Origin of the sequence: Altererythrobacter xiamenensis, from assembly GCF_900177715.1 — a bacterium.
GTDB classification, from domain to species: Bacteria; Pseudomonadota; Alphaproteobacteria; order Sphingomonadales; family Sphingomonadaceae; genus Erythrobacter; species Erythrobacter xiamenensis.
In genome coordinates this window covers 862,956-880,633 of sequence record NZ_FXWG01000001.1, presented here as the reverse complement: position 1 = coordinate 880,633, position 17,678 = coordinate 862,956, and the positions used below count along the sequence as shown (strand labels likewise).

Sequence of the window (17,678 nt, the reverse complement as noted above, 5' to 3'; positions counted from 1 at the left end):
CCTAATACATCAGCTAGGCGCAAGCTGGCATGCGATTGCGTAAATCACCAACCCACAAATAAGGGGAGGTTTTCACCATGCGCGTAGCACGCTCGTTGTTATTAGGTTCGTCGATTCTCGGGAGCGCAATGCTCTTCGTCGCACCGGCTCACGCTCAGATTGAAGAGCAGGAAACCGGCATCGAAGCCGGTGGCCTTACCGAGATCGTGGTCACGGCCCGCAAACGCGAAGAAAGCGTTCAGGACGTGCCGGTTGCGGTTACTGCGTTCTCTGAAGAGCTGATTGAGCAGCGCGATATCACAAGCGTCGAAAAGATCGCGGCGATTGCCCCCAACTTCAATGTCGGGCGTGCCTCCAACGGCTCGGGTGCCCAGCTGACCCTGCGCGGCATCGGCTCGTCATCGACCTCCATCGGTATCGAGCAGTCGGTCGCGGTCGTCGTCGACGGCGCCTATTACGGTCAGGGCCGGATCATCAACGAAGGCTTCTTCGACCTCCAGCGCGTCGAGGTTCTGAAAGGTCCGCAAGCGCTCTTCTTCGGCAAGAACGCGACCGCGGGCGTGATTTCCTTCACCACCAAGGACCCCGGACCCGATCCCGAGTTCATCGCCAAGGCCGGATACGAATTCAACGCCGAACAATGGCGCCTCGAAGGTATCGCCTCGATGCCGCTCGGCGACAGTGCAGGCATCCGTCTTGCGGCGCGCTATTCGAAGATGGAAGGCGGCCTCTACGACAATATTCAGGTCGACCGCAGCTATACGACCATCGACATCATCGACGTCATCGGCGGCGGCGCTGGCAATGCCATCGTTCATACCGCAACGCCGGTCACCAGCGATCAGCCGGGTGAGGAAGAGTTCCTCGGCCGCGCGACCTTCAAGGTCGAGCCATCGGACAGGCTGACTGCAACGGTGAAGGCATCGTACAACTACAACCGGACGCAGAACAGCTCGTGGAACTATGCCGTCTATGCCTGCGGGCTGCCGAGCGGCGACAGCCAGTTGACCGGATTGCCTTGCGAGGCCGACTTCATCACGCGGCAGAACAATCTGCCGACCGACATCGCGGCAAACTTCCCCTTCGCTCCGGCGGACGGCAAGCCCTACAACCGCTACGAATCCTTCGCCGCTACCGGCAATCTTATTTACGAGGCGGACAGCTTCCAGATCACCTCGGTCACCAACTACCAGTGGAACAACAACCAGTGGCTGTGCGTCTGCGATTTCCAGACGGGCGACAACACGGGCACCTGGGCGACGGAAGACGCGAGCTGGACGGCGTTCTCGCAGGAGCTGCGCCTCCTCACGCAGTTCGACGGGCCGTTCAATGTCATGATCGGCGCACTGTATCAGGACACGAAGCGCGACTTCGACCAGTTCGTCATGTTTGCCGGATTGCGCGACGATACGGCCGCCCCTGAAAACCAGTATCTCGCCACGACGAAGACGAGCTTCACCAATGGCGAGACCTTTGCCGTATTCGGTCAGGCGACCTTCGACATCACGCCCGAGCTCGAGCTGGCTGGCGGTGTCCGCTATACCGACGAATCCAAGGACAGCTTCTTCACCCAGCCTTACAACAACCTGGGTGTGCAGGGCATTTTCCGAGACCAGAACGACCCTGACGGCCTCGGTGAAATCACCGCAAGCCAGAACTTCGACAACTGGTCGCCGGAGGTGACGCTTACCTACCAGCCCAATCCCGACCTGCTGATCTACGGCGCGTACAAGACAGCATACAAGTCGGGCGGCTTCTCGAACGGCGGGATCAACTCGAAGTTCTCACCCGACCCGCTGGCCGACCTGACCTTCGAGCCGGAAGAGGCCGAAGGATTTGAAATCGGTATCAAGTCGACGCTGGCTAACAATCAGCTTCGCCTGAACCTGACGGTGTTCGATTACGATTACACCGATCTCCAGGTCGACTTCTTCAACTCGCCCATCTTCGCGTTCCAGACCCTGACGGCGGATGCGCGCACGCGCGGCGTGGAGGTCGATTTCGAGTTCGCCCCCAATGGCGTGCCGGGCCTCAATTTGCGCGGTTCGATCAACTATACCGACGCGGAATACACCGACTTTGCAGGCGCGCCCTGCTATGCGGGCCAGACGATCGCCGAGGGTTGCACCCTGGTCGGCGGGATCAGCGCCCGGCAGGACCTGACGGGAGCACCGCTGTCGGTTGCGCCCGAATGGACCGGGACCCTTGGCGCCGCCTACGACACCTTCGTCGGCGATGACTTCCGGCTCAGCTTCAGCGTCGATAGCCGTTACTCGGACAGCTATCTGCCGTCGGGCTTTGGCAATCCTCTCTCGCGGCAGGATAGCTTTGTGACCATCGACGCAGGCATCCGTTTCGGCGCAGAGGACCGCAATTGGGAAATCGGCGTCATCGGCAAGAATCTGACCAACGAGTTCTACGTGACAGGTGTGGTCGATGGCCCCTCGACCGGCGTCGGCACTGGAACAGCTGTCGGCACCAAAGCCGATCAGCTTGGCTTCGGCAGCCTTCCGCGGACGGTGATGGTGGAGCTCATCAAACGCTTTTAATTCCCGAGCGCTCTCTCGGTTTGGACGGGGCGGGATTTTTCCCGCCCCTTTTTTTGAGCGCGGCCCGTTCAGAGCCTGCGCGTATCTAAGGATTCCCGACCGGCTTTTCGCCCGGACCCGGGGGCGCGTCCGGCAGTTCGACCGTTAGCGCTCCGCCGTCGATGCGAAGGGGGAATTGGCGCAGAGCGGGGTAACCGGCGCCTATGCATGCACCTGTCTCAACCTTGAAGCGGGCGCCGTGCAGTGGGCACATGATCGTCCCCCGGCGAACACGGCCCGTCGAAAGGCGTGATGCCTGATGCGTGCAGCAATCATTGTAGGCGAAGTAATCGTCACCGTGCTGGACGATCAGCAGTTCCCAACCGCCTGCAGATGCCGCCAGCTTGCCATCTTCCGGAAACTCCGAAATGTCACAGATCCTGTGCCAGTTGCCGGTCAATTGTATCCCCACGGTGCGATAGTCAGTCTGACTTTCTATCCGGCACCAGCGAGTGTTTTACCAGCTACGAATATTGAGAGCCTGAGATGTCCGGAAGGGAAGGCTAGGCAGTGTCGGCAAGCAGAGGCTCAAGCAGTTCGTCAAGTCGGCCGCACTCGTCCAGCATGGACAGCTCATCAGCACCGCCGATGCCTTTACCATCGAAGAAAATCTGCGGGACCGCTCGCCTTCCGTCGGATCTTTTGATCATAGCGTCGAACAGAGCGGGATTTTCGGTGAGGCTGTGCTCGGCATAGCTGGCGCCATGCTGCTGCAAGATGGACTTTGCCAGAGCGCAGTAGGGGCAATAGTCCTTGGTGTAGATTTCAATTTTCGGCATTTTCTTCTCCATTGAGTAGTTCGGACCGTCCGAGGTGGGCGGTTCCGTGACAGGACCTGCTACGCGAAGTGCTCGGCAGCCGGTTATTCATGCTTCAGGTCGATCAGCTGGCGGGCAAAGGTCTCGAAGAACTCGAGCTCCTTTCTGGTCAGTCCGGATGCCAGGGCTTGTTTCTCTGCCTCGGCTCTAGCCGACCGATCGCCGCTCTTCAGGGCGCAGCCGAAGGCGAGGACTGCGGAGGTCCGCACATCGAAGCTGCGCTCGACAAGAGCTGCGTCTATCTCGGCCCCTGAAAGCCCCGCCTCACGGGCGGTATTCTCGGCATGCGATAGCGTCTCCTCGCAGCCGCAATCGCGCAACAGGGCCAGTCGGAGCTGGCTGAGAATGCGTTCATTCGATGGCTCAGCCATGGCAGGGCGAAGCGCGTTTGGGGTCGCTTATGGCGGGCAAGTATCGCTTGGCGAAGGCAACGGCGGCAACTGCGGCAATGTTCAGCAGTGCGCCGGTCAAGGACCCGCTGACGAATGATGCATTTATCAGCAATTGAAGTCTGAAGGCTGGCAGACCCAGACCGGGTTCGGCGAGTTTCGTGTAAGTCCATTTCATGGCTGGTTCCAGCGCCGCATGGGTGGGTGCCACCGCCTAAAGTGGCGGCGGCACCGGACTGCGGGTCAAAAGTTGTAGCTGATGCCGACGAGGGCCTGGTGCTGGTCGTACTGACCGCCGTTGTTGCCAAGGTCGGTATACCGGTATTCGAGACGGGCGCTGATCCTGTCGGTCAAGGCGCGTTCGACACCGCCGCCGACGAGCCAGCCGTCCAGATTGTCGGATGCGCGGGTGGTGCCGTCATCGGAAACCAGCGTCGTGCGAACCCGCGAATTGGCATAACCGCCACGAACATATACTAGCGTCTTGTCATTCACGAGGTAGCCCGCACGGGCGGAAAGATCGAAGCTGTAGCGCGGATCTATTGTGACCGAGCCGCCCGCAGACTGAGCGCGCAGTTCGTCATCGAAGGCGCCGCTGAAACCAGCCTCGGCTCCAATTACCAGGCGATCATTGACCTTGTAGTTGTAGCCGGCATAGCCGCCGAGCACCAAGGCTTCGCGCGACACCTCTGCGTCAATGGGCTGGGCCTCGATCGTGCGGTCTGCAACCTCTGCCCTGTTATAGCCGGCCAGCACACCGACGTAGGGGCCGTCGAACGTCTCGGCCTGAGCGGGCACTGCGATGAACCCGGCGAAGCTTGCAAGGGCTGTAAGTAGTACTTTCGTTTTCATTTCTATCTCCGTGTCTTGCCCCTGAAGCGGGGTCGGACGGAGAGATAGGCTCAACCGGATTTCGTGATAATTGGGACTATGTGAAACATATTATTCCGGTAAATGGAACAGCGATCTTTCAATTTATGAAGCGATTGGCTCGCAGTTTTTCCCCCGCGAAGTCGACGAAAGCCCGGACTTTTGCAGAGGCGTTCCTGCCTTCGGGATGGACGATATGCACGGGCAAAGGCTCTTCTTCGTACTCCTCAAGCACTGTCTGAAGCTTCCCTGCGACCAGATCAGGTCCGACCTGATAGGAAAGAACTCTGGTCAGGCCCCAGCCGGATCGCGCAGCTTCGATCGCGGCAGGATTGGAATTGCAGAATAGGCTCGGAGATACCCGGACGGTTTCCTTTTCGCCTCGGCCAAACCTCCAATCGAGGGATGTCCATGCGCTCGTCGCGGCTATGATCCGATGCGTTGTCAAATCGGCAGGCATTGCCGGAATACCCGCGCGTTCGAAATAGTCGGGGGCGCCGCAGACCACACGCCTTACTGATCCGACCCTGATCGCGCTGTAACTGGAATCCGGAAGGTGGCCGATCCGGATGGCGACATCCAATCCTTCGTCCACCAGATTGGTCACCCGGTCCAGAAATACCAGACGGCCCGTCACTTCGGGATAGGTGTCCAGGAACTCCGTGACGATCGGCAGGATGTATATCTGCCCGAACATGACAGATGCCGTAATCGTCAGGCTGCCGGTCGGTTTTGCGAACGAGCCTGATGCGGCAGCTTCGGCTTCCTCGATTGCTGTAAGAATCTGTCTGCAGTCATCGACATAACGCCCGCCGATCTCGGTCAGCTTGACTGACCGTGTCGTGCGCGTGAGCAAGCGTGCACCGACCAGGTCCTCCAGACCTGCCACGGCACGGCTTACTGCTGGGGGGCTCATATTAAGCTGACGAGCGGTCTCGGCAAAACTCCCGTTATCGGCAATGCGAACGAGCACGCGCATGGCATGTATCCGGTCCAGAATCTTTCTCCGCCAGAAGTGGGGTGGCGAAGGGTACCGCCAAATCAGATGCAGACAAGCGCTATTATTCCGCTTGGCGAAACACTGAATTAAGAACAATCTCGGTTCTTTCGAGAAACGGATTGCCCCAGATGAAGGCAGCCGGATGCGCCGGCCGCAATTCAACCAGGAGCGATCCCCATGAAACTCTATCACTTCCCGCTTTCCGGCCATGCCCACCGCGCGCGGCTATTCCTTTCGCTGATCGATGCCCGGGTCGACGTCGTCGACCTCGACCTCGCTGGAGGCGAGCACAAGCAGCCCGAATATCTGAAGCTGAACCGTTTCGGTCAGGTGCCGGTTCTGGTCGACGGCGAAACGGTCGTCGCCGACTCCAATGCGATTCTGGTCTACGCGGCAAAGAAGTTCGGCCGCACGGACTGGCTGCCGGAGTCCCCCGCCGAAGCGGCCGCCGTCCAGCGCTGGCTGTCAGTCGCCGCAGGTCAGATTGCATTCGGACCGGCGGCAGCGCGCCTGATAACGGCCTTCGGCGCGGGTTTCGATGCCGACGAAGTCATTGGCCGCGCGCACGCAGTCCTGGCCGTTATTGATGCAGAACTGGAAGGCCGCGACTGGATCGCCAGCGTCAGCCAGGCAAGCATCGCCGACATTGCGCTCTATAGCTACATCGCGCGCGCGCCCGAAGGGAACGTCGATCTCTCCGGCTATCCCGAAGTCAGAGCCTGGCTCGCCCGTATCGAGGCCTTGTCCGGTTTCGTGCCTTTCCAACAGACCCCGGTCGGGCTCGCAGCTGCGGCCTGACAACCCCGGCGGGGCGGCTGCGTTGTCTCCTCCCGCGGTGCGACCGCCTCGTCTTCCTTTGTCCCGGATCCTGGTCATGAAAAAATCCATCGAAGCACCAAGGCACAGCCTGTTCCACGAGGGCGAGATCGCCCTCCAACGGTCGGTTGGCATGGCTGAGCGGATCGAGCAGATCGGCGCGAAAGTCGTTCGGGATTTCATGCCCGAACAGCATCGCGACTTCTATGCGCGATTGCCCTTCATCCTCGTGGCAACCGTCGACGATGCCGGAGACGTCTGGCCCACGATACTGACGGGACAGCCGGGCTTCATTCAATCTCCTTCCGCCACGTCCCTCACCGTTGGCGCCAGGCCGGACCCCGCCGATCCTGCCGCAGCCGGAGCGATAGCCGGTGCATCGATCGGCATGCTCGGGATCGAGCTCCATACCCGCCGTCGCAACCGGATGAACGGGACCATAGCGGGAGCATCGGGCAACTCGCTGGAAATCGAGGTGGGCCATGCCTTCGGCAATTGTCCGCAATATATTCAGTTGCGCGACTTCGCATTTGTCGATGACGGGGATCGGCCTGCGCATGAGCCGGTGGAAGAGGTCAACGACCTGACCGAGGATGCCCGTGCGATCATCGCGGCTGCCGATACCTTCTTCGTCGGTTCCTATGCAGATCGCGCAGGCCAAAGAGAGGTCGATGTATCGCACCGAGGCGGCAAACCCGGCTTCGTCAGGGTCGACGACGACGGACTTCTGACGATCCCCGATTTCTCGGGCAATTTTCACTTCAACACGCTTGGCAATTTCCTGATCAATCCGCGCGCCGGCTTGATCTTCATCGACTTCGAGACAGGCGACATCCTGCAACTAGCAGGCACGGCCCAGGTCATTACCGACTCGCCGGACATTATCGCTTTCGAGGGCGCGGAACGGATCTGGACATTCCGACCGAGCAAGATCGTCTTGCGTCGGAGAGCCTCGAACTTGCGATGGACAATGCGCGAGAACGCGTTCTCGGCTAAATCGATCCGGACGGGGTCGTGGGATGATGTTGCCTCTCGATCCGTCAATGCCCGCAACCCAACGCAGGAAAACGCTTTGCGTCCCAAAAACGCTGCTTCCGCGCTGGGAAGCGCCTTCCCGGAGATAAGCCCATGAATTTCGGTCTCATACCAATGCCTGCCTTTGAAGAACTCGCCTTGGGCTACGTCCCTTCGCCTGCCAGCAGCGACCGCCGCACTACAGGTGAGCCGGTTTCCTTTCGCGTGGTTGCAGGACTCTATCTGCTGTTCCTGCTGCTCGTTTCTCCTTTCCCGGCGGACGCGCCAACCAACCACCCGCAATCGGACACATCAGAGACCGCAATGCTCGCAGAAGCTGCCTTCGCGGAGTCTGCGCAATCGTCCCTTCCCCCTTCGAGATAAGGAACTGAGTGAATGTCACGACCCCCATTGCCCCCATTCGACGAAGCATCTGCCCGCGAAAAAGTCAGGCTGGCCGAAGATGGCTGGAACAGCCGCGATCCGGCCAAGGTAGCACTCGCATATACAGAGGACACCAGATGGCGAAACCGCGCCGAGTTTCCCGAAGGCCGCGACGAGGCGCGCCAATTTCTCGAGCGGAAATGGGCAAAGGAACTTGATTACCGCCTGATCAAGGAACTCTGGGCCTTCGGCGGCAACCGTATCGCCGTCCGCTATGCCTATGAATATCATGACGACAGCGGAAACTGGTTTCGCGCCTACGGCAACGAGAATTGGGAGTTCGCCGATGACGGCCTGATGCAGCGCCGCCATGCCAGCATCAATGAGCACCCTATCGCAGAAGCGGATCGTCTATTCCGCTGGCCCCTCGGTCGGCGCCCCGACGATCACCCCGGTCTGAGCGAGCTTGGCCTCTAGGGCTCAAGCTGCCTCCGCCACCCTCTTCACCCAGGCGACGGAACAAATGCCATGCACCTTTGCTTTGACTGCCTTCTCCGCGAAGATCCCAAGTGGGGACACCGCTATCGAATGGTCTGGCTCCTGATTGCAATCTGGGGCAGCGGGGCATTCGCGCTCCCATTCGGCTCCATAGCCATCGCCGCCCAGGCGCTATTCTTTCTCGTGGCCTTTGGCTGGTCCGTCTGGCCACTTCTTGCAGCAAGGCGACCTGTCCGGACGAGCCAGCGATCTGCGGAGCATCACGATCAGCACGGTTCTAGCTGTGAATAGCGGCCATTCCGGGCGCTTTGCCGCGATAGGATCGGGGCGTCTTGCCGGACCACCGCTTGAAAGCACGTGTGAAGGAGCTTTGCTCCGAAAATCCAGTGAGAAAGGCGACTTCGACGAGCGAATGACGCCCTTCGCTCACAAGTTTCAAGGCGACCTCCCGACGCGCCTCGTCCACCAGCGACTGGTAGCTGTGGCCGAGATCGGCCAGTCGGCGCTGAAGAGTCCGGCTTCCCATGCCAAGGTGGCACGCTACCTCGTCAAGCTTCGGCACACCATCGCTGAGCGTGCTGGCGACCTGGATCACGACCTCGCGATCAATCCGATCCGGCTCGGTCGCACGCAGGATCTCCTCGAGATGCTCGCGCAGGAACTTCCAGATGTGTTGGTCGCCGACGCGGTTGGGCCGGTCGACATCCTGCGGATGCATGATGATCGCATCGACATCAGCGCCGTGCATCACCGGACATCTGAAATGGTCTTCGAGCGGCTTCAGATCACCAACCGGCTGGTGGGTGAACTGAACACGCTTTGGGTTGAACTCGTCACCATTGGCATCGCGCCAGAGAGAGACAAAGGTTCCCAGCGCAGCTTCGTTCGAAAGCCTGACCCCGTCGTTTCCGGTGGCCGCGGTATGATTGATCCACCAGTATTCCGACCCACGGTCGGCCAGGGAAAACGTCGAATAGGGATTGTAAAGCCTCGCGTAGCGGTCAAGCCGCTCGAAGGACCGTCGGAGTGTTGGTGCCGATTTGATCGTAAGCCCGAGCGGGCCGAAATCCTCGCAGCGCATCGACGCCGATGTCCGCATGTGAAAGCTGATGGCCGGTCGCTCCTCCCCGGCCAATGTCTCGAAAAGCAGGTGATGCATCTCGACAGCTACACGGCTGGCAGGATCGGCGAGCATCTCGCGGGTCAACCCGATGCGAGCCAAGGCGCGCTCGGCCGTCGCAGGCCGCGCTTGAGCGATCGCTTTGCGAGCGAAAAGCGTCGAAACTTCTACCAAAGCACGTCCCGCCTACCTTCCCTGCGGCGACCCAGCCCCGTCTATAGCCGGTTTCGCGAAATTTGGCAGGCCGGGTCAAGAATTTGTCGGGCTCGATCAAGAACGGATCCCCGGATCGACGTAATCCGGTCAGCGTCAACTCCACGGCAACTCCGGCGAGCCCCGCAATTCGATCCTCTGCTCCGGACTTCCGAACCAAGCCGAGTTGGCAGGTTGAAACACTTGCTGAGGAAGAAGCTATGAACTGTCCCCCAGGTACTTCGCGAAAGCTGGCATTTGCCTTGCTCGCCTCGATCGGAACTATCGGCATGCCGACTGCGAGCGTGTCGGCACAGGAAGAATCCCGCGCTGCGACGGCGACACAGCCGCCGGTCAACGACGGCTTGCCGATGCCAGGGTTCGAGATCGATCCGGCTACCACCGCCATCGTCATCACCGACCCTCAGAACGACTTTCTGTCACCCGATGGCGTGACCTGGGGCGTGGTGGGTGAAAGCATCACCAATAACCGAACCGTCGAAAACCTCGGCGCACTGTTCGAGGTTGCCGATCAGACTGGCATGCCCGTCTTCGTTTCCCCTCATTATTATTTCGAACACGATCATCGCTGGCAGTTCGAAGGCACGCTTGAAACACTGATGCACTCGATCGGGATGTTCGACCGCCCGCATGCCCTCACGCTTGAAGGCTTCGAAGGTTCAGGCGCGGACTGGCTCGAACGATACAAGCCTTTCATCAATAATGGCCGCACGATCGTGACCAGCCCGCACAAGGTGTACGGGCCGGACAGTAATGATCTCGCCCTTCAGCTGCGCAAGGCTGGCATCTCCAAGGTCATCCTTGGCGGGATGTCTTCGAACCTCTGCACGGAATCGCACATGCGATCGCTCATCGAAGCGGGCTTTGAAGTCATGGTCGTCACCGATGCGACAGCTGGCGCGATCACCGAACATTACAACGGCTACGACGCATCGCTGGTGAACTTCCGCATGATCGCCAGCGCTGTCGATAACACCGCCAACACGGTGAAAGCCATCAGGGCCGCCTATCGCAGTCAATAGCCCAGCATCCTGATCTTCGGCTGGAGTCCCTGACCCCTCTCCCCCTGCTCCAGCCGACCGGACGGTGACCGAGAATGCCGACGAGCCCCCAATCCGGCTTCATCGGTCACCGTCCCCCTCAACCATCATCCCAAGGAGACTCATTATGCGTATCAATCCAACTAACCTGGCTCTCGCCATCGCACTTTCGGCAGGCCTTGCCGCGATCCCTGCTCACGCTGCGGACGAATACAATGTGACCACCGGCTACACGCTGGATGGAGCTGGCCTTGGCGTTCACGGTGTCGATACAGTTGTCCTGAGCACGATGAACGCGGTCGCGCCTGGCGAGGCAACCCATGCCGTCGTCCATGATGGAGTGGCTTACTATTTCGCTTCCGAAATGACGGCCGAACGCTTCAAGTCCGACCCGGAACGCTACCTTCCGCAGTATGGCGGCTTCTGCGCTTACGCAGTTGCGCTCGGCAAGAAGCTCGATGGAGATCCGCGCTTTGCCGACATCGTCGATGGCAAGCTCTACCTCTTCGTGAACGCCGCCGTTTTCCAGCGCTACCTCGCAGACAAGGAAAACACGCTGCGCACGGCCGAGGAGAAATGGCCAACGATCAAGCACAGCAAGGTCGAAGACCTCTGACACTCGCCGGACGGCTGGCTCCCTCGCTGGGTCAGCCGTCCGTCGAAGGCCCCCAATTCCTACGCATCCCCAACAAACCTAAGATCAGAAAGTCCCCCCATGACCTCCTTCATCACCCACAACATCGAAACGGCCCCCGAAGATGCACAACCGCTCCTGAGCGCTGCCAAGGGCGCCTATGGTTTCATTCCCAATCTGCTTGGCACCATGGCCGAAGCACCGACTATTCTAGAGGGCTACATGACCCTGGCAGGCATCTTCGACAAAACCGATCTGTCCGAAACCGAGCGTCAGATCATTCTGATGACCAACAACAGGCTCAATGGCTGTCAGTACTGCATGGCGGCTCATACCTCGATCTCTCAAGGCGCGGGTGTCCCCGCAGATGTGATCGAATCACTGCGCGCAAACCGGCCGATCGCAGACGCGAAGCTCGAAGCGCTTCGCACTTTCGCAGCCGTGATCAATGAAACGCGTGGCTGGCCGGAACCTTCCGATGTCGAGAACTTCCTGGGCGCCGGATACACGCACCAGCATATCCTCGAAGTAATTCTCGGCACGGCGCTCAAGGTGATGTCGAATTACACGAACCATGTCGCCGAAACCGAACTGGACGCGGCATTCGCGCCCAACGCCTGGTCTCCGGACCTTGTCGCGGCTGCCTGACAGCTGATCCGCACCTCCCGGCTCCACTCACTTCACGTGACCTGGAAGGACGGCGAGGGTCTTCGCTCGCCGTCCCGTCAGCCTCAGAAAAAACAACAGGATCTCGTTCCGTGACACAGCAAAATGTCCTCACCCACGGTTTCGCTCCCAACTCTGGCGGAGCTGCATATGATTTCGATGTAGCGATCATCGGAGCTGGCACAGCTGGCATGGCGGCTTATCGCGAGGCTTCGCAATATACCGACCGTGTTGCGCTGATTGATGGCGGGCCTCTCGGCACCACCTGCGCGAGAGTCGGGTGCATGCCATCCAAGCTGCTTATCGCCGCTGCCGAAGCCGCTCATACTGGCGGCAGAACGCCTCTTTTCGGGGTTCGCTATGGCGCTCCCGAAATCGATGGAAAGGCTGTGATGGCCCGTGTTCGAAGCGAGCGTGACCGTTTCGTCGGCTTCGTCGAGGCGGCGGTTTTCGGCTTTGGCGACGGAAAACTGATCAGCGAATATGCCCGGTTCGAAGATGATCACACGCTCCGGCTAGGCAGCGGGCGCAAGATCACCGCACGAAGCATCGTCATCGCTACTGGTTCGAGTCCCGCGATCCCCCAGGCGTTCTTCGCCGCGGGCGACCGGTTGATCGTCAATGACGACGTGTTCGAATGGACCGATTTGCCCGGATCGGTCGCTGTCTTCGGTGCGGGAGTGATTGGCCTGGAACTGGGCCAGGCACTGCACAGGCTGGGCGTTCGCGTCCGGCTGTTCGGAAGGGACAATCTCGTCGGGCCGCTCACCGATCCGTTTGTGCGTGATTACGCTGCCGATACCTTCTCTGGCGAGTTTGCGGCAATCTGGCATGCAGATAGCCGGATTTCGCGCGATGGCGATGCGGTCGTCGTCCGCTGGGGCGACGAACCGAATCAGGAAGAACGCTTCGACTATCTCATCGCTGCTACGGGCCGGAGGCCCAATATCGACAAGATCGGGCTGGAAAACACCTCCCTGTCGCTGAGCGAAACAGGCGCACCCATTTACGATCCGCTATCCGGGCGCGTTGGAGACAGCCATATTTTTATTGCCGGCGATGCGGCTTTCGACCTGCCTCTTCTCCACGAAGCTGCAGACGAGGGGCGGCTGGCCGGAGAGAACGCGGCGCGCTTTCCGCATTCCTATCGAAGGTCCCGCCGTGCCCCCATCGGTATCGTCTTCTCCGACCCGCAGATAGCGATAGTCGGCGCAACCTATGCTTCCTTGATGAAGCGATCGGGCTGCGACTTCGCGATTGGCGAAGTATCGTTCGAAGACCAGGGGCGCGCACGGGTCATGGGCCTCAACAAGGGCCTGCTCAGGGTGTACGCCGAACACGGCACGGGGCGTTTCCTCGGCGCCGAAATGATCGGCCCCTCGGCCGAACACCTCGCTCACTTGCTTGCATGGGCCATCCAGTCGGGGATGACGGTCGAGCAGATCTTGCAGATGCCGTTCTACCACCCGGTGCTCGAAGAAGGCGTGCGGACGGCTTTCAGAACCGCCAATCATGCATTGGGCTTCGGCCCCAATCCCCCCATGCGCTGCATCGACTGCGGACCGGGCGCATGACCTCCGAAGTTTCGTCCGTTTTCCCAGGGGACCTGTAAAATGCCCAAACTGCTACGCATCGATGCCAGCGCCAGAACCTCGCGTTCCCTTACCCGTGCTCTGGCCGATCACTTCATCGAGAGCTGGCAAGCAAGGCGCCCGCAAGACGAGATCATATTGCGAGACGTCGGCAGCAATCCCCCACCGATCATCACCGAAGACTGGATCGCGGCAGCGTTCGCGAAAGAGCGATCCGCCGAGCAGGAAGAGCTTCTTGCGCTGTCAGACGAACTGATCGCCGAAGTGGCTGATGCCGATATAATCGTCATGGCAACGCCGATGTATAATTATGGCATGCCTGCTGCGCTCAAGGCTTGGTTCGACCAGGTTGTGAGAGTCGACAAGACTTTCACCTTCGATCTCGCACGCGGTGATGCACCGCTCGAACCGGTGTTTGCAGGCAAGACCTTGAACCTGCTCACATCGTGGGGCGAGTTCGGCTTCGCCACTGGAGGTCTCAATGAGGGGCGCGACAACCTGACGCCGCATGTCCGCACGGCATCCCGCTATCTTGGCGTAGACGCGTTTCACCATGTCGGGATCGAGTACCAGGAGTTTGGCGATGCCCGTTTCGAAGCTTCGTCCGAGGCCGCATTTTCCGCGATCGAGCCATTGGTCGACACGCTGATTGGCGCGCCTGAATTGCAGACCAATCAGACCAGGTCGGCGGCATGAGTGCGTGCTTTGGCTGGGAATTTCCCCTCCTGCCGAGACAGCTGCGGTCTGACTGATGTTGGCGCCACCTTTGTATCATCAGGTGTCCGCTCATGGGTGCAAAGCTGATGGCGCGATAGTGGTCTTCGGGAAGCAGAATGTGGCCGGTTTCAAGTCCGCACTTCCAGCCTGCGCCGTGCTTCCTGGGCTATGATCTCGGCCACTTCGGCATAGAGTTCGGAATAGGCAGCCGTCGTACGCCATGAGATACCGACGCTGCGATATTCCCGCCAATTCCTGGGTTCGGCAATCTGTACGACGTTCAACCCGCCGGCGTCGGACCGGATGTAGAGCTCCGGCAACATCGCCAGTCCCACGCCGCTTCCTGCCATCTGACGCAGCGCATCGAGACTCGTGCCTTCGTAATCCGCGAGGATCGTTGCCCCGAGTCTCGCGCAGACATTTTCCAACTGCCGATGATAGTGATGTCGGTGGTCCAGAGTGAGAAAAGTTCGGTCAGCGAAATGTTTCTCCGAAAGCCGTTCCTGAGAAAGTAGCGGGTCGTCCGGCGGAGCGACGATCCGCAAGGGCTCTCGGAAAAGCGGTTCGACGTGCAATCCGCGCCCCTTAATCGGCATGGGCGATAGGACCATGTCGAGCTCGCCCGCTGCGAGTTCAGCTTGCTGTTGCGCCGGTATCCCTTCGCGGATGTAAAGGCGCAAATCCGGATATCGCCTGTGCAATTCCCGGATGACCGAGGGCATCAGGTAAGGGCCGATTGTCGGCGTCACTCCGAAACGAATGGATCCGACAGGGCGGGCAGCCACGCGGTCGGCGGCTTCGCGAAAATCCCTTGCAGCCCCAAGCACTCTGCGCGCGGGAACAAGCAGTTCACGCCCGCCGGGCGTCAGTTCCATACCCTTGGGCACCCGCTCGAACAGCTTGATTCCCAAGCGCGCCTCAAGGGCACGCATTTGTTGACTGAGAGCCGGTTGAGAAAGCCCCAGCGCCGCCCCTGCCTCTCCCATATTGCCGGTCTCGGCGAGCTTGGCGAAGATTTCGAACTGCTTGAGTGTAGGCATGTGGCCTATTAGATTTACTTATCACTTTTGCGCAATAGTTCGAATTGGATAATCGCCTTTCGTTGACACATATGCCCTCCGACCCAGCTGTAGGAGACCAATCTGCCCGCCCGGCAGTGCGTCGACATGCAGCGGATGCAAAATCCAAGGAGAGCTTGTATGAAGACGACTGCAATCCTCGCGGCCCTGGCTTTCGGCGCGTCCGCAACCGCCCTGGCTCAACAAAAGGACTGGAACTTCGGTGATGGCGAAACGCCCGAACTCTGGAGCGCAATAAGCACCGATTATGCTGCCTGCGACACGGGCAAGATGCAGTCGCCCATCGATCTGACTGGTCCCGATGCCATCGGTACGGTGGCGCTGGCGACCAATTTTGGGCAGGCCGCCGGAAAACTCTCTCTCGGCAAAGAGAAGGTTCAGATCGACTTTGCCCCCGGACAGGGCAAGGGAATGACGAGCGGCAACAAGGCGTTCGACCTCCTCCAGGTCCACTTCCACACCCCTGCCGAGCATGCCGTGAACGGAAAGCGCCACCCACTCGTCGCGCATTTCGTCCATGCGACGAGCGCTGGCGAACTTGGCGTGCTCGGCGTTTTCTTCGTCGAGGGTGCAGCTAATCCCGCGATTGCATCGCTGCTGAGCGCTCACCAGCAGGGCGACGGAACGGCGCTTTCCGTGAACATCGACGACATGGTTCCCGAGAGGGTCGAGGTCTATCGCTACATGGGCTCGCTTACCACCCCGCCATGTAGCGAAGGCGTCAACTGGCACGTCGCCAACACCCCGGTCGAGGCAAGCGCAGAGCAGATCGCTGCGCTACGCGGTGCCCTGGGACCGAGCGCTCGCTCCATTCAGCATCGCAACGGACGCCTCCTCGTCGCTCCGCAATAATCCTTTGGACCGGCAGCGGTAGCGAACCGGGGGCAAATTCATGGATCAACTCTCGGCTACGCTGCTGTCTGCGCCGGTTCTCTTCTTTATTCTTGGGGCGCTGGCGGCTGCAGCTCGTTCCGATCTTGCAGTCCCTGAGACCATCGCCAAAGGCATGTCGCTCTACCTGATGGCGGCTATCGGGCTGAAGGGCGGTGTCGAGGTGGCCAAGGCCGGCTTCGGTACCGAATTGCTGGTCGCCTTGGCGGCGGGGCTGGTATTGAGCGCCGCCATACCGTTTCTGGTCGCACCGGCTCTGGCTCGGTTCGGCGGCCTGGACCGTACGAACACCGGAGCGGTCGCGGCGCACTATGGCTCGGTCAGCGTCGTCACCTTCGTGACCGCCAGCGAGGTCTACGGAAACACAGGTTTCGCCATCGCCGGTTTCATGGTCGCCGTACTCGCGATGATGGAAACACCGGCGATACTTTCGGGATTGTTTCTTGCCCGGCAAAAGGGCGGGCGGCTGTTCGCGCCAGAATTGCTTCGCGAAGTTCTGTTCAATGGATCGGTCGTATTGCTGCTCGGCAGCTTCGCAATCGGCGCCCTTCTGGGAGAGCGGGGCTTCGAACCCATCTCGCCGCTGTTTCGTGCCGGTTTCACCGGTGTGCTGTGTCTGTTTCTCCTCGACATGGGTCTGATCGCGATGCGGCGCATCCTCAAGACCCGTGCCTTGACCTGGCGGCTGGCGCTGCTCGCGCTGGTTTTCCCGGTGATCAACGGAGCAATTGGCGTGCTCGTCGGCACCGCGATCGGTCTTGATGCGGCTTCCGCGGCGGCCCTGGGCATCCTTGGTGCCAGCGCATCCTACATAGCAGTCCCCGCTGCGATGCGGCTTTCCCTGCCTCAGGCCGACGCGGGCCTCTACCTTGCCATGTCCCTGGGCGTTACGTTCCCCTTCAACATCGTCCTCGGCATACCGCTATTCCGCTGGATCGCCGAAAGCTTGGGAGGAATGCTGTGATCGAGACGACGTCGCGCGACAGGATCGAAGTGCTGGTGGATGCACCGTTGGCGCCGACACTTGCACAGCTCTCCGAGAAAGTCGGCCTGACAGGTCATACGCTCATCCGCACCGAGAGCGGGCGCGGCCGGCATGGTGAGTGGAGCGAAGATCTGATCAGTGGCGCCACGGCCAAATACATCTTTCTTGCCATCGCCAATCGCGAAAAAGCCGATCGCTTTCTCGAAGCTCTGGTACCCTTGCTCGATAGCCACGGCCTGGTCGTTCTGCGCTCAACCGTGGAAGTGATCCGGCCGGAAAGGTTCTGAGGAATTCTTGCTTGGCAAGGAGCGGGCACTCTATCGCCCCCCTGTTGCTGCGTCGCAACAGCAGCAGCCTTAATGTG

Annotated in this window: 20 protein-coding genes; 12 read left to right on the top strand and 8 right to left on the bottom strand. The window is 60.2% G+C overall.

What is annotated here, in order from left to right; translation table 11 throughout:
- Window positions 1-128: 128 nt before the first annotated feature.
- Entirely contained in the window at window positions 129-2,549 is a 2,421-nt protein-coding gene (locus tag CCE89_RS04360; protein ID WP_327078636.1) for a TonB-dependent receptor, read from the top strand.
- Window positions 2,550-2,634: 85 nt separating this feature from the next.
- Here the strand turns inward: CCE89_RS04360 and CCE89_RS04355 are convergent, their stop codons facing one another.
- The 6 genes from CCE89_RS04355 to CCE89_RS04335 all read right to left on the bottom strand — a co-directional run bounded on the left by CCE89_RS04355 (window position 2,635) and on the right by CCE89_RS04335 (window position 5,875).
- Window positions 2,635-2,988: a Rieske (2Fe-2S) protein gene (locus tag CCE89_RS04355; protein ID WP_086436750.1), complete on the bottom strand. Its 354-nt coding sequence runs from the start codon at window positions 2,986-2,988 to the stop codon at window positions 2,635-2,637.
- A 103-nt stretch (window positions 2,989-3,091) separates the two neighbouring features.
- Window positions 3,092-3,379 (bottom strand): glutaredoxin 3, encoded by a 288-nt coding sequence (gene grxC, locus CCE89_RS04350; RefSeq protein WP_234989932.1) that lies wholly within the window; start codon window positions 3,377-3,379, stop codon window positions 3,092-3,094.
- A gap of 71 nt (window positions 3,380-3,450) precedes the next feature.
- On the bottom strand, window positions 3,451-3,777 hold the full coding sequence (locus CCE89_RS04345) for a hypothetical protein (protein ID WP_143255959.1): 327 nt from the start codon (window positions 3,775-3,777) through the stop codon (window positions 3,451-3,453).
- Window positions 3,770-4,006, bottom strand: coding sequence for a hypothetical protein (locus CCE89_RS15390; protein ID WP_143255958.1), 237 nt, complete (start codon window positions 4,004-4,006; stop codon window positions 3,770-3,772). Before CCE89_RS15390 ends, CCE89_RS04345 begins: the two co-directional genes overlap by 8 nt.
- 32 nt (window positions 4,007-4,038) lie before the next feature.
- Window positions 4,039-4,647, bottom strand: coding sequence for an outer membrane protein (locus CCE89_RS04340; RefSeq protein WP_086436747.1), 609 nt, complete (start codon window positions 4,645-4,647; stop codon window positions 4,039-4,041).
- A 118-nt stretch (window positions 4,648-4,765) separates the two neighbouring features.
- Window positions 4,766-5,875, bottom strand: coding sequence for a LysR family transcriptional regulator (locus tag CCE89_RS04335; RefSeq protein WP_234989931.1), 1,110 nt, complete (start codon window positions 5,873-5,875; stop codon window positions 4,766-4,768).
- Between CCE89_RS04335 and CCE89_RS04330 the strand changes: the two genes are divergently transcribed.
- The 3 genes from CCE89_RS04330 to CCE89_RS04315 all read left to right on the top strand — a co-directional run bounded on the left by CCE89_RS04330 (window position 5,843) and on the right by CCE89_RS04315 (window position 8,356).
- The gene (locus CCE89_RS04330) at window positions 5,843-6,463 is read left to right on the top strand and encodes a glutathione S-transferase family protein (RefSeq protein ID WP_086436746.1); all 621 of its coding nucleotides are present in this window, start codon (window positions 5,843-5,845) and stop codon (window positions 6,461-6,463) included. The genes CCE89_RS04335 and CCE89_RS04330 overlap by 33 nt on opposite strands.
- Window positions 6,464-6,539: 76 nt before the next feature.
- Window positions 6,540-7,613, top strand: coding sequence for a pyridoxamine 5'-phosphate oxidase family protein (locus CCE89_RS04325; RefSeq protein WP_086436745.1), 1,074 nt, complete (start codon window positions 6,540-6,542; stop codon window positions 7,611-7,613).
- A gap of 278 nt (window positions 7,614-7,891) precedes the next feature.
- On the top strand, window positions 7,892-8,356 hold the full coding sequence (locus tag CCE89_RS04315) for a nuclear transport factor 2 family protein (protein WP_086436743.1): 465 nt from the start codon (window positions 7,892-7,894) through the stop codon (window positions 8,354-8,356).
- A gap of 298 nt (window positions 8,357-8,654) precedes the next feature.
- Here CCE89_RS04315 and CCE89_RS04310 read toward each other — a convergent pair whose 3' ends face one another.
- On the bottom strand, window positions 8,655-9,599 hold the full coding sequence (locus tag CCE89_RS04310) for an AraC family transcriptional regulator (protein ID WP_143255956.1): 945 nt from the start codon (window positions 9,597-9,599) through the stop codon (window positions 8,655-8,657).
- A gap of 311 nt (window positions 9,600-9,910) precedes the next feature.
- Between CCE89_RS04310 and CCE89_RS04305 the strand changes: the two genes are divergently transcribed.
- The 5 genes from CCE89_RS04305 to CCE89_RS04285 all read left to right on the top strand — a co-directional run bounded on the left by CCE89_RS04305 (window position 9,911) and on the right by CCE89_RS04285 (window position 14,338).
- Complete coding sequence (locus CCE89_RS04305; protein ID WP_200810279.1) at window positions 9,911-10,732, top strand: cysteine hydrolase family protein; 822 nt, start codon at window positions 9,911-9,913, stop codon at window positions 10,730-10,732.
- A gap of 145 nt (window positions 10,733-10,877) precedes the next feature.
- Window positions 10,878-11,366 (top strand): YHS domain-containing (seleno)protein, encoded by a 489-nt coding sequence (locus CCE89_RS04300; protein WP_086436741.1) that lies wholly within the window; start codon window positions 10,878-10,880, stop codon window positions 11,364-11,366.
- A gap of 99 nt (window positions 11,367-11,465) precedes the next feature.
- On the top strand, window positions 11,466-12,032 hold the full coding sequence (locus CCE89_RS04295) for a carboxymuconolactone decarboxylase family protein (protein ID WP_086436740.1): 567 nt from the start codon (window positions 11,466-11,468) through the stop codon (window positions 12,030-12,032).
- Window positions 12,033-12,142: 110 nt separating this feature from the next.
- Window positions 12,143-13,624: a dihydrolipoyl dehydrogenase gene (locus CCE89_RS04290; protein WP_234989929.1), complete on the top strand. Its 1,482-nt coding sequence runs from the start codon at window positions 12,143-12,145 to the stop codon at window positions 13,622-13,624.
- Between the two features lie 39 nt (window positions 13,625-13,663).
- Window positions 13,664-14,338 (top strand): FMN-dependent NADH-azoreductase, encoded by a 675-nt coding sequence (locus CCE89_RS04285; RefSeq protein ID WP_086436738.1) that lies wholly within the window; start codon window positions 13,664-13,666, stop codon window positions 14,336-14,338.
- A gap of 149 nt (window positions 14,339-14,487) precedes the next feature.
- Here the strand turns inward: CCE89_RS04285 and CCE89_RS04280 are convergent, their stop codons facing one another.
- Complete coding sequence (locus tag CCE89_RS04280; RefSeq protein ID WP_086436737.1) at window positions 14,488-15,399, bottom strand: hydrogen peroxide-inducible genes activator; 912 nt, start codon at window positions 15,397-15,399, stop codon at window positions 14,488-14,490.
- 159 nt (window positions 15,400-15,558) lie between these two features.
- Between CCE89_RS04280 and CCE89_RS04275 the strand changes: the two genes are divergently transcribed.
- Genes CCE89_RS04275 through CCE89_RS04265 form a run of 3 tightly spaced genes read left to right on the top strand, consistent with a single transcriptional unit; the run spans window position 15,559 to window position 17,601 of the window.
- A complete protein-coding gene (locus CCE89_RS04275) occupies window positions 15,559-16,290 on the top strand; it encodes a carbonic anhydrase (protein WP_086436736.1) in 732 nt (243 codons plus the stop codon).
- A gap of 40 nt (window positions 16,291-16,330) precedes the next feature.
- Complete coding sequence (locus CCE89_RS04270) at window positions 16,331-17,293, top strand: sodium-dependent bicarbonate transport family permease (RefSeq protein WP_086436735.1); 963 nt, start codon at window positions 16,331-16,333, stop codon at window positions 17,291-17,293.
- Window positions 17,290-17,601: a P-II family nitrogen regulator gene (locus CCE89_RS04265; protein WP_086436734.1), complete on the top strand. Its 312-nt coding sequence runs from the start codon at window positions 17,290-17,292 to the stop codon at window positions 17,599-17,601. The genes CCE89_RS04270 and CCE89_RS04265 overlap by 4 nt, the downstream gene beginning before the upstream one ends.
- Window positions 17,602-17,678 lie beyond the last annotated feature (77 nt).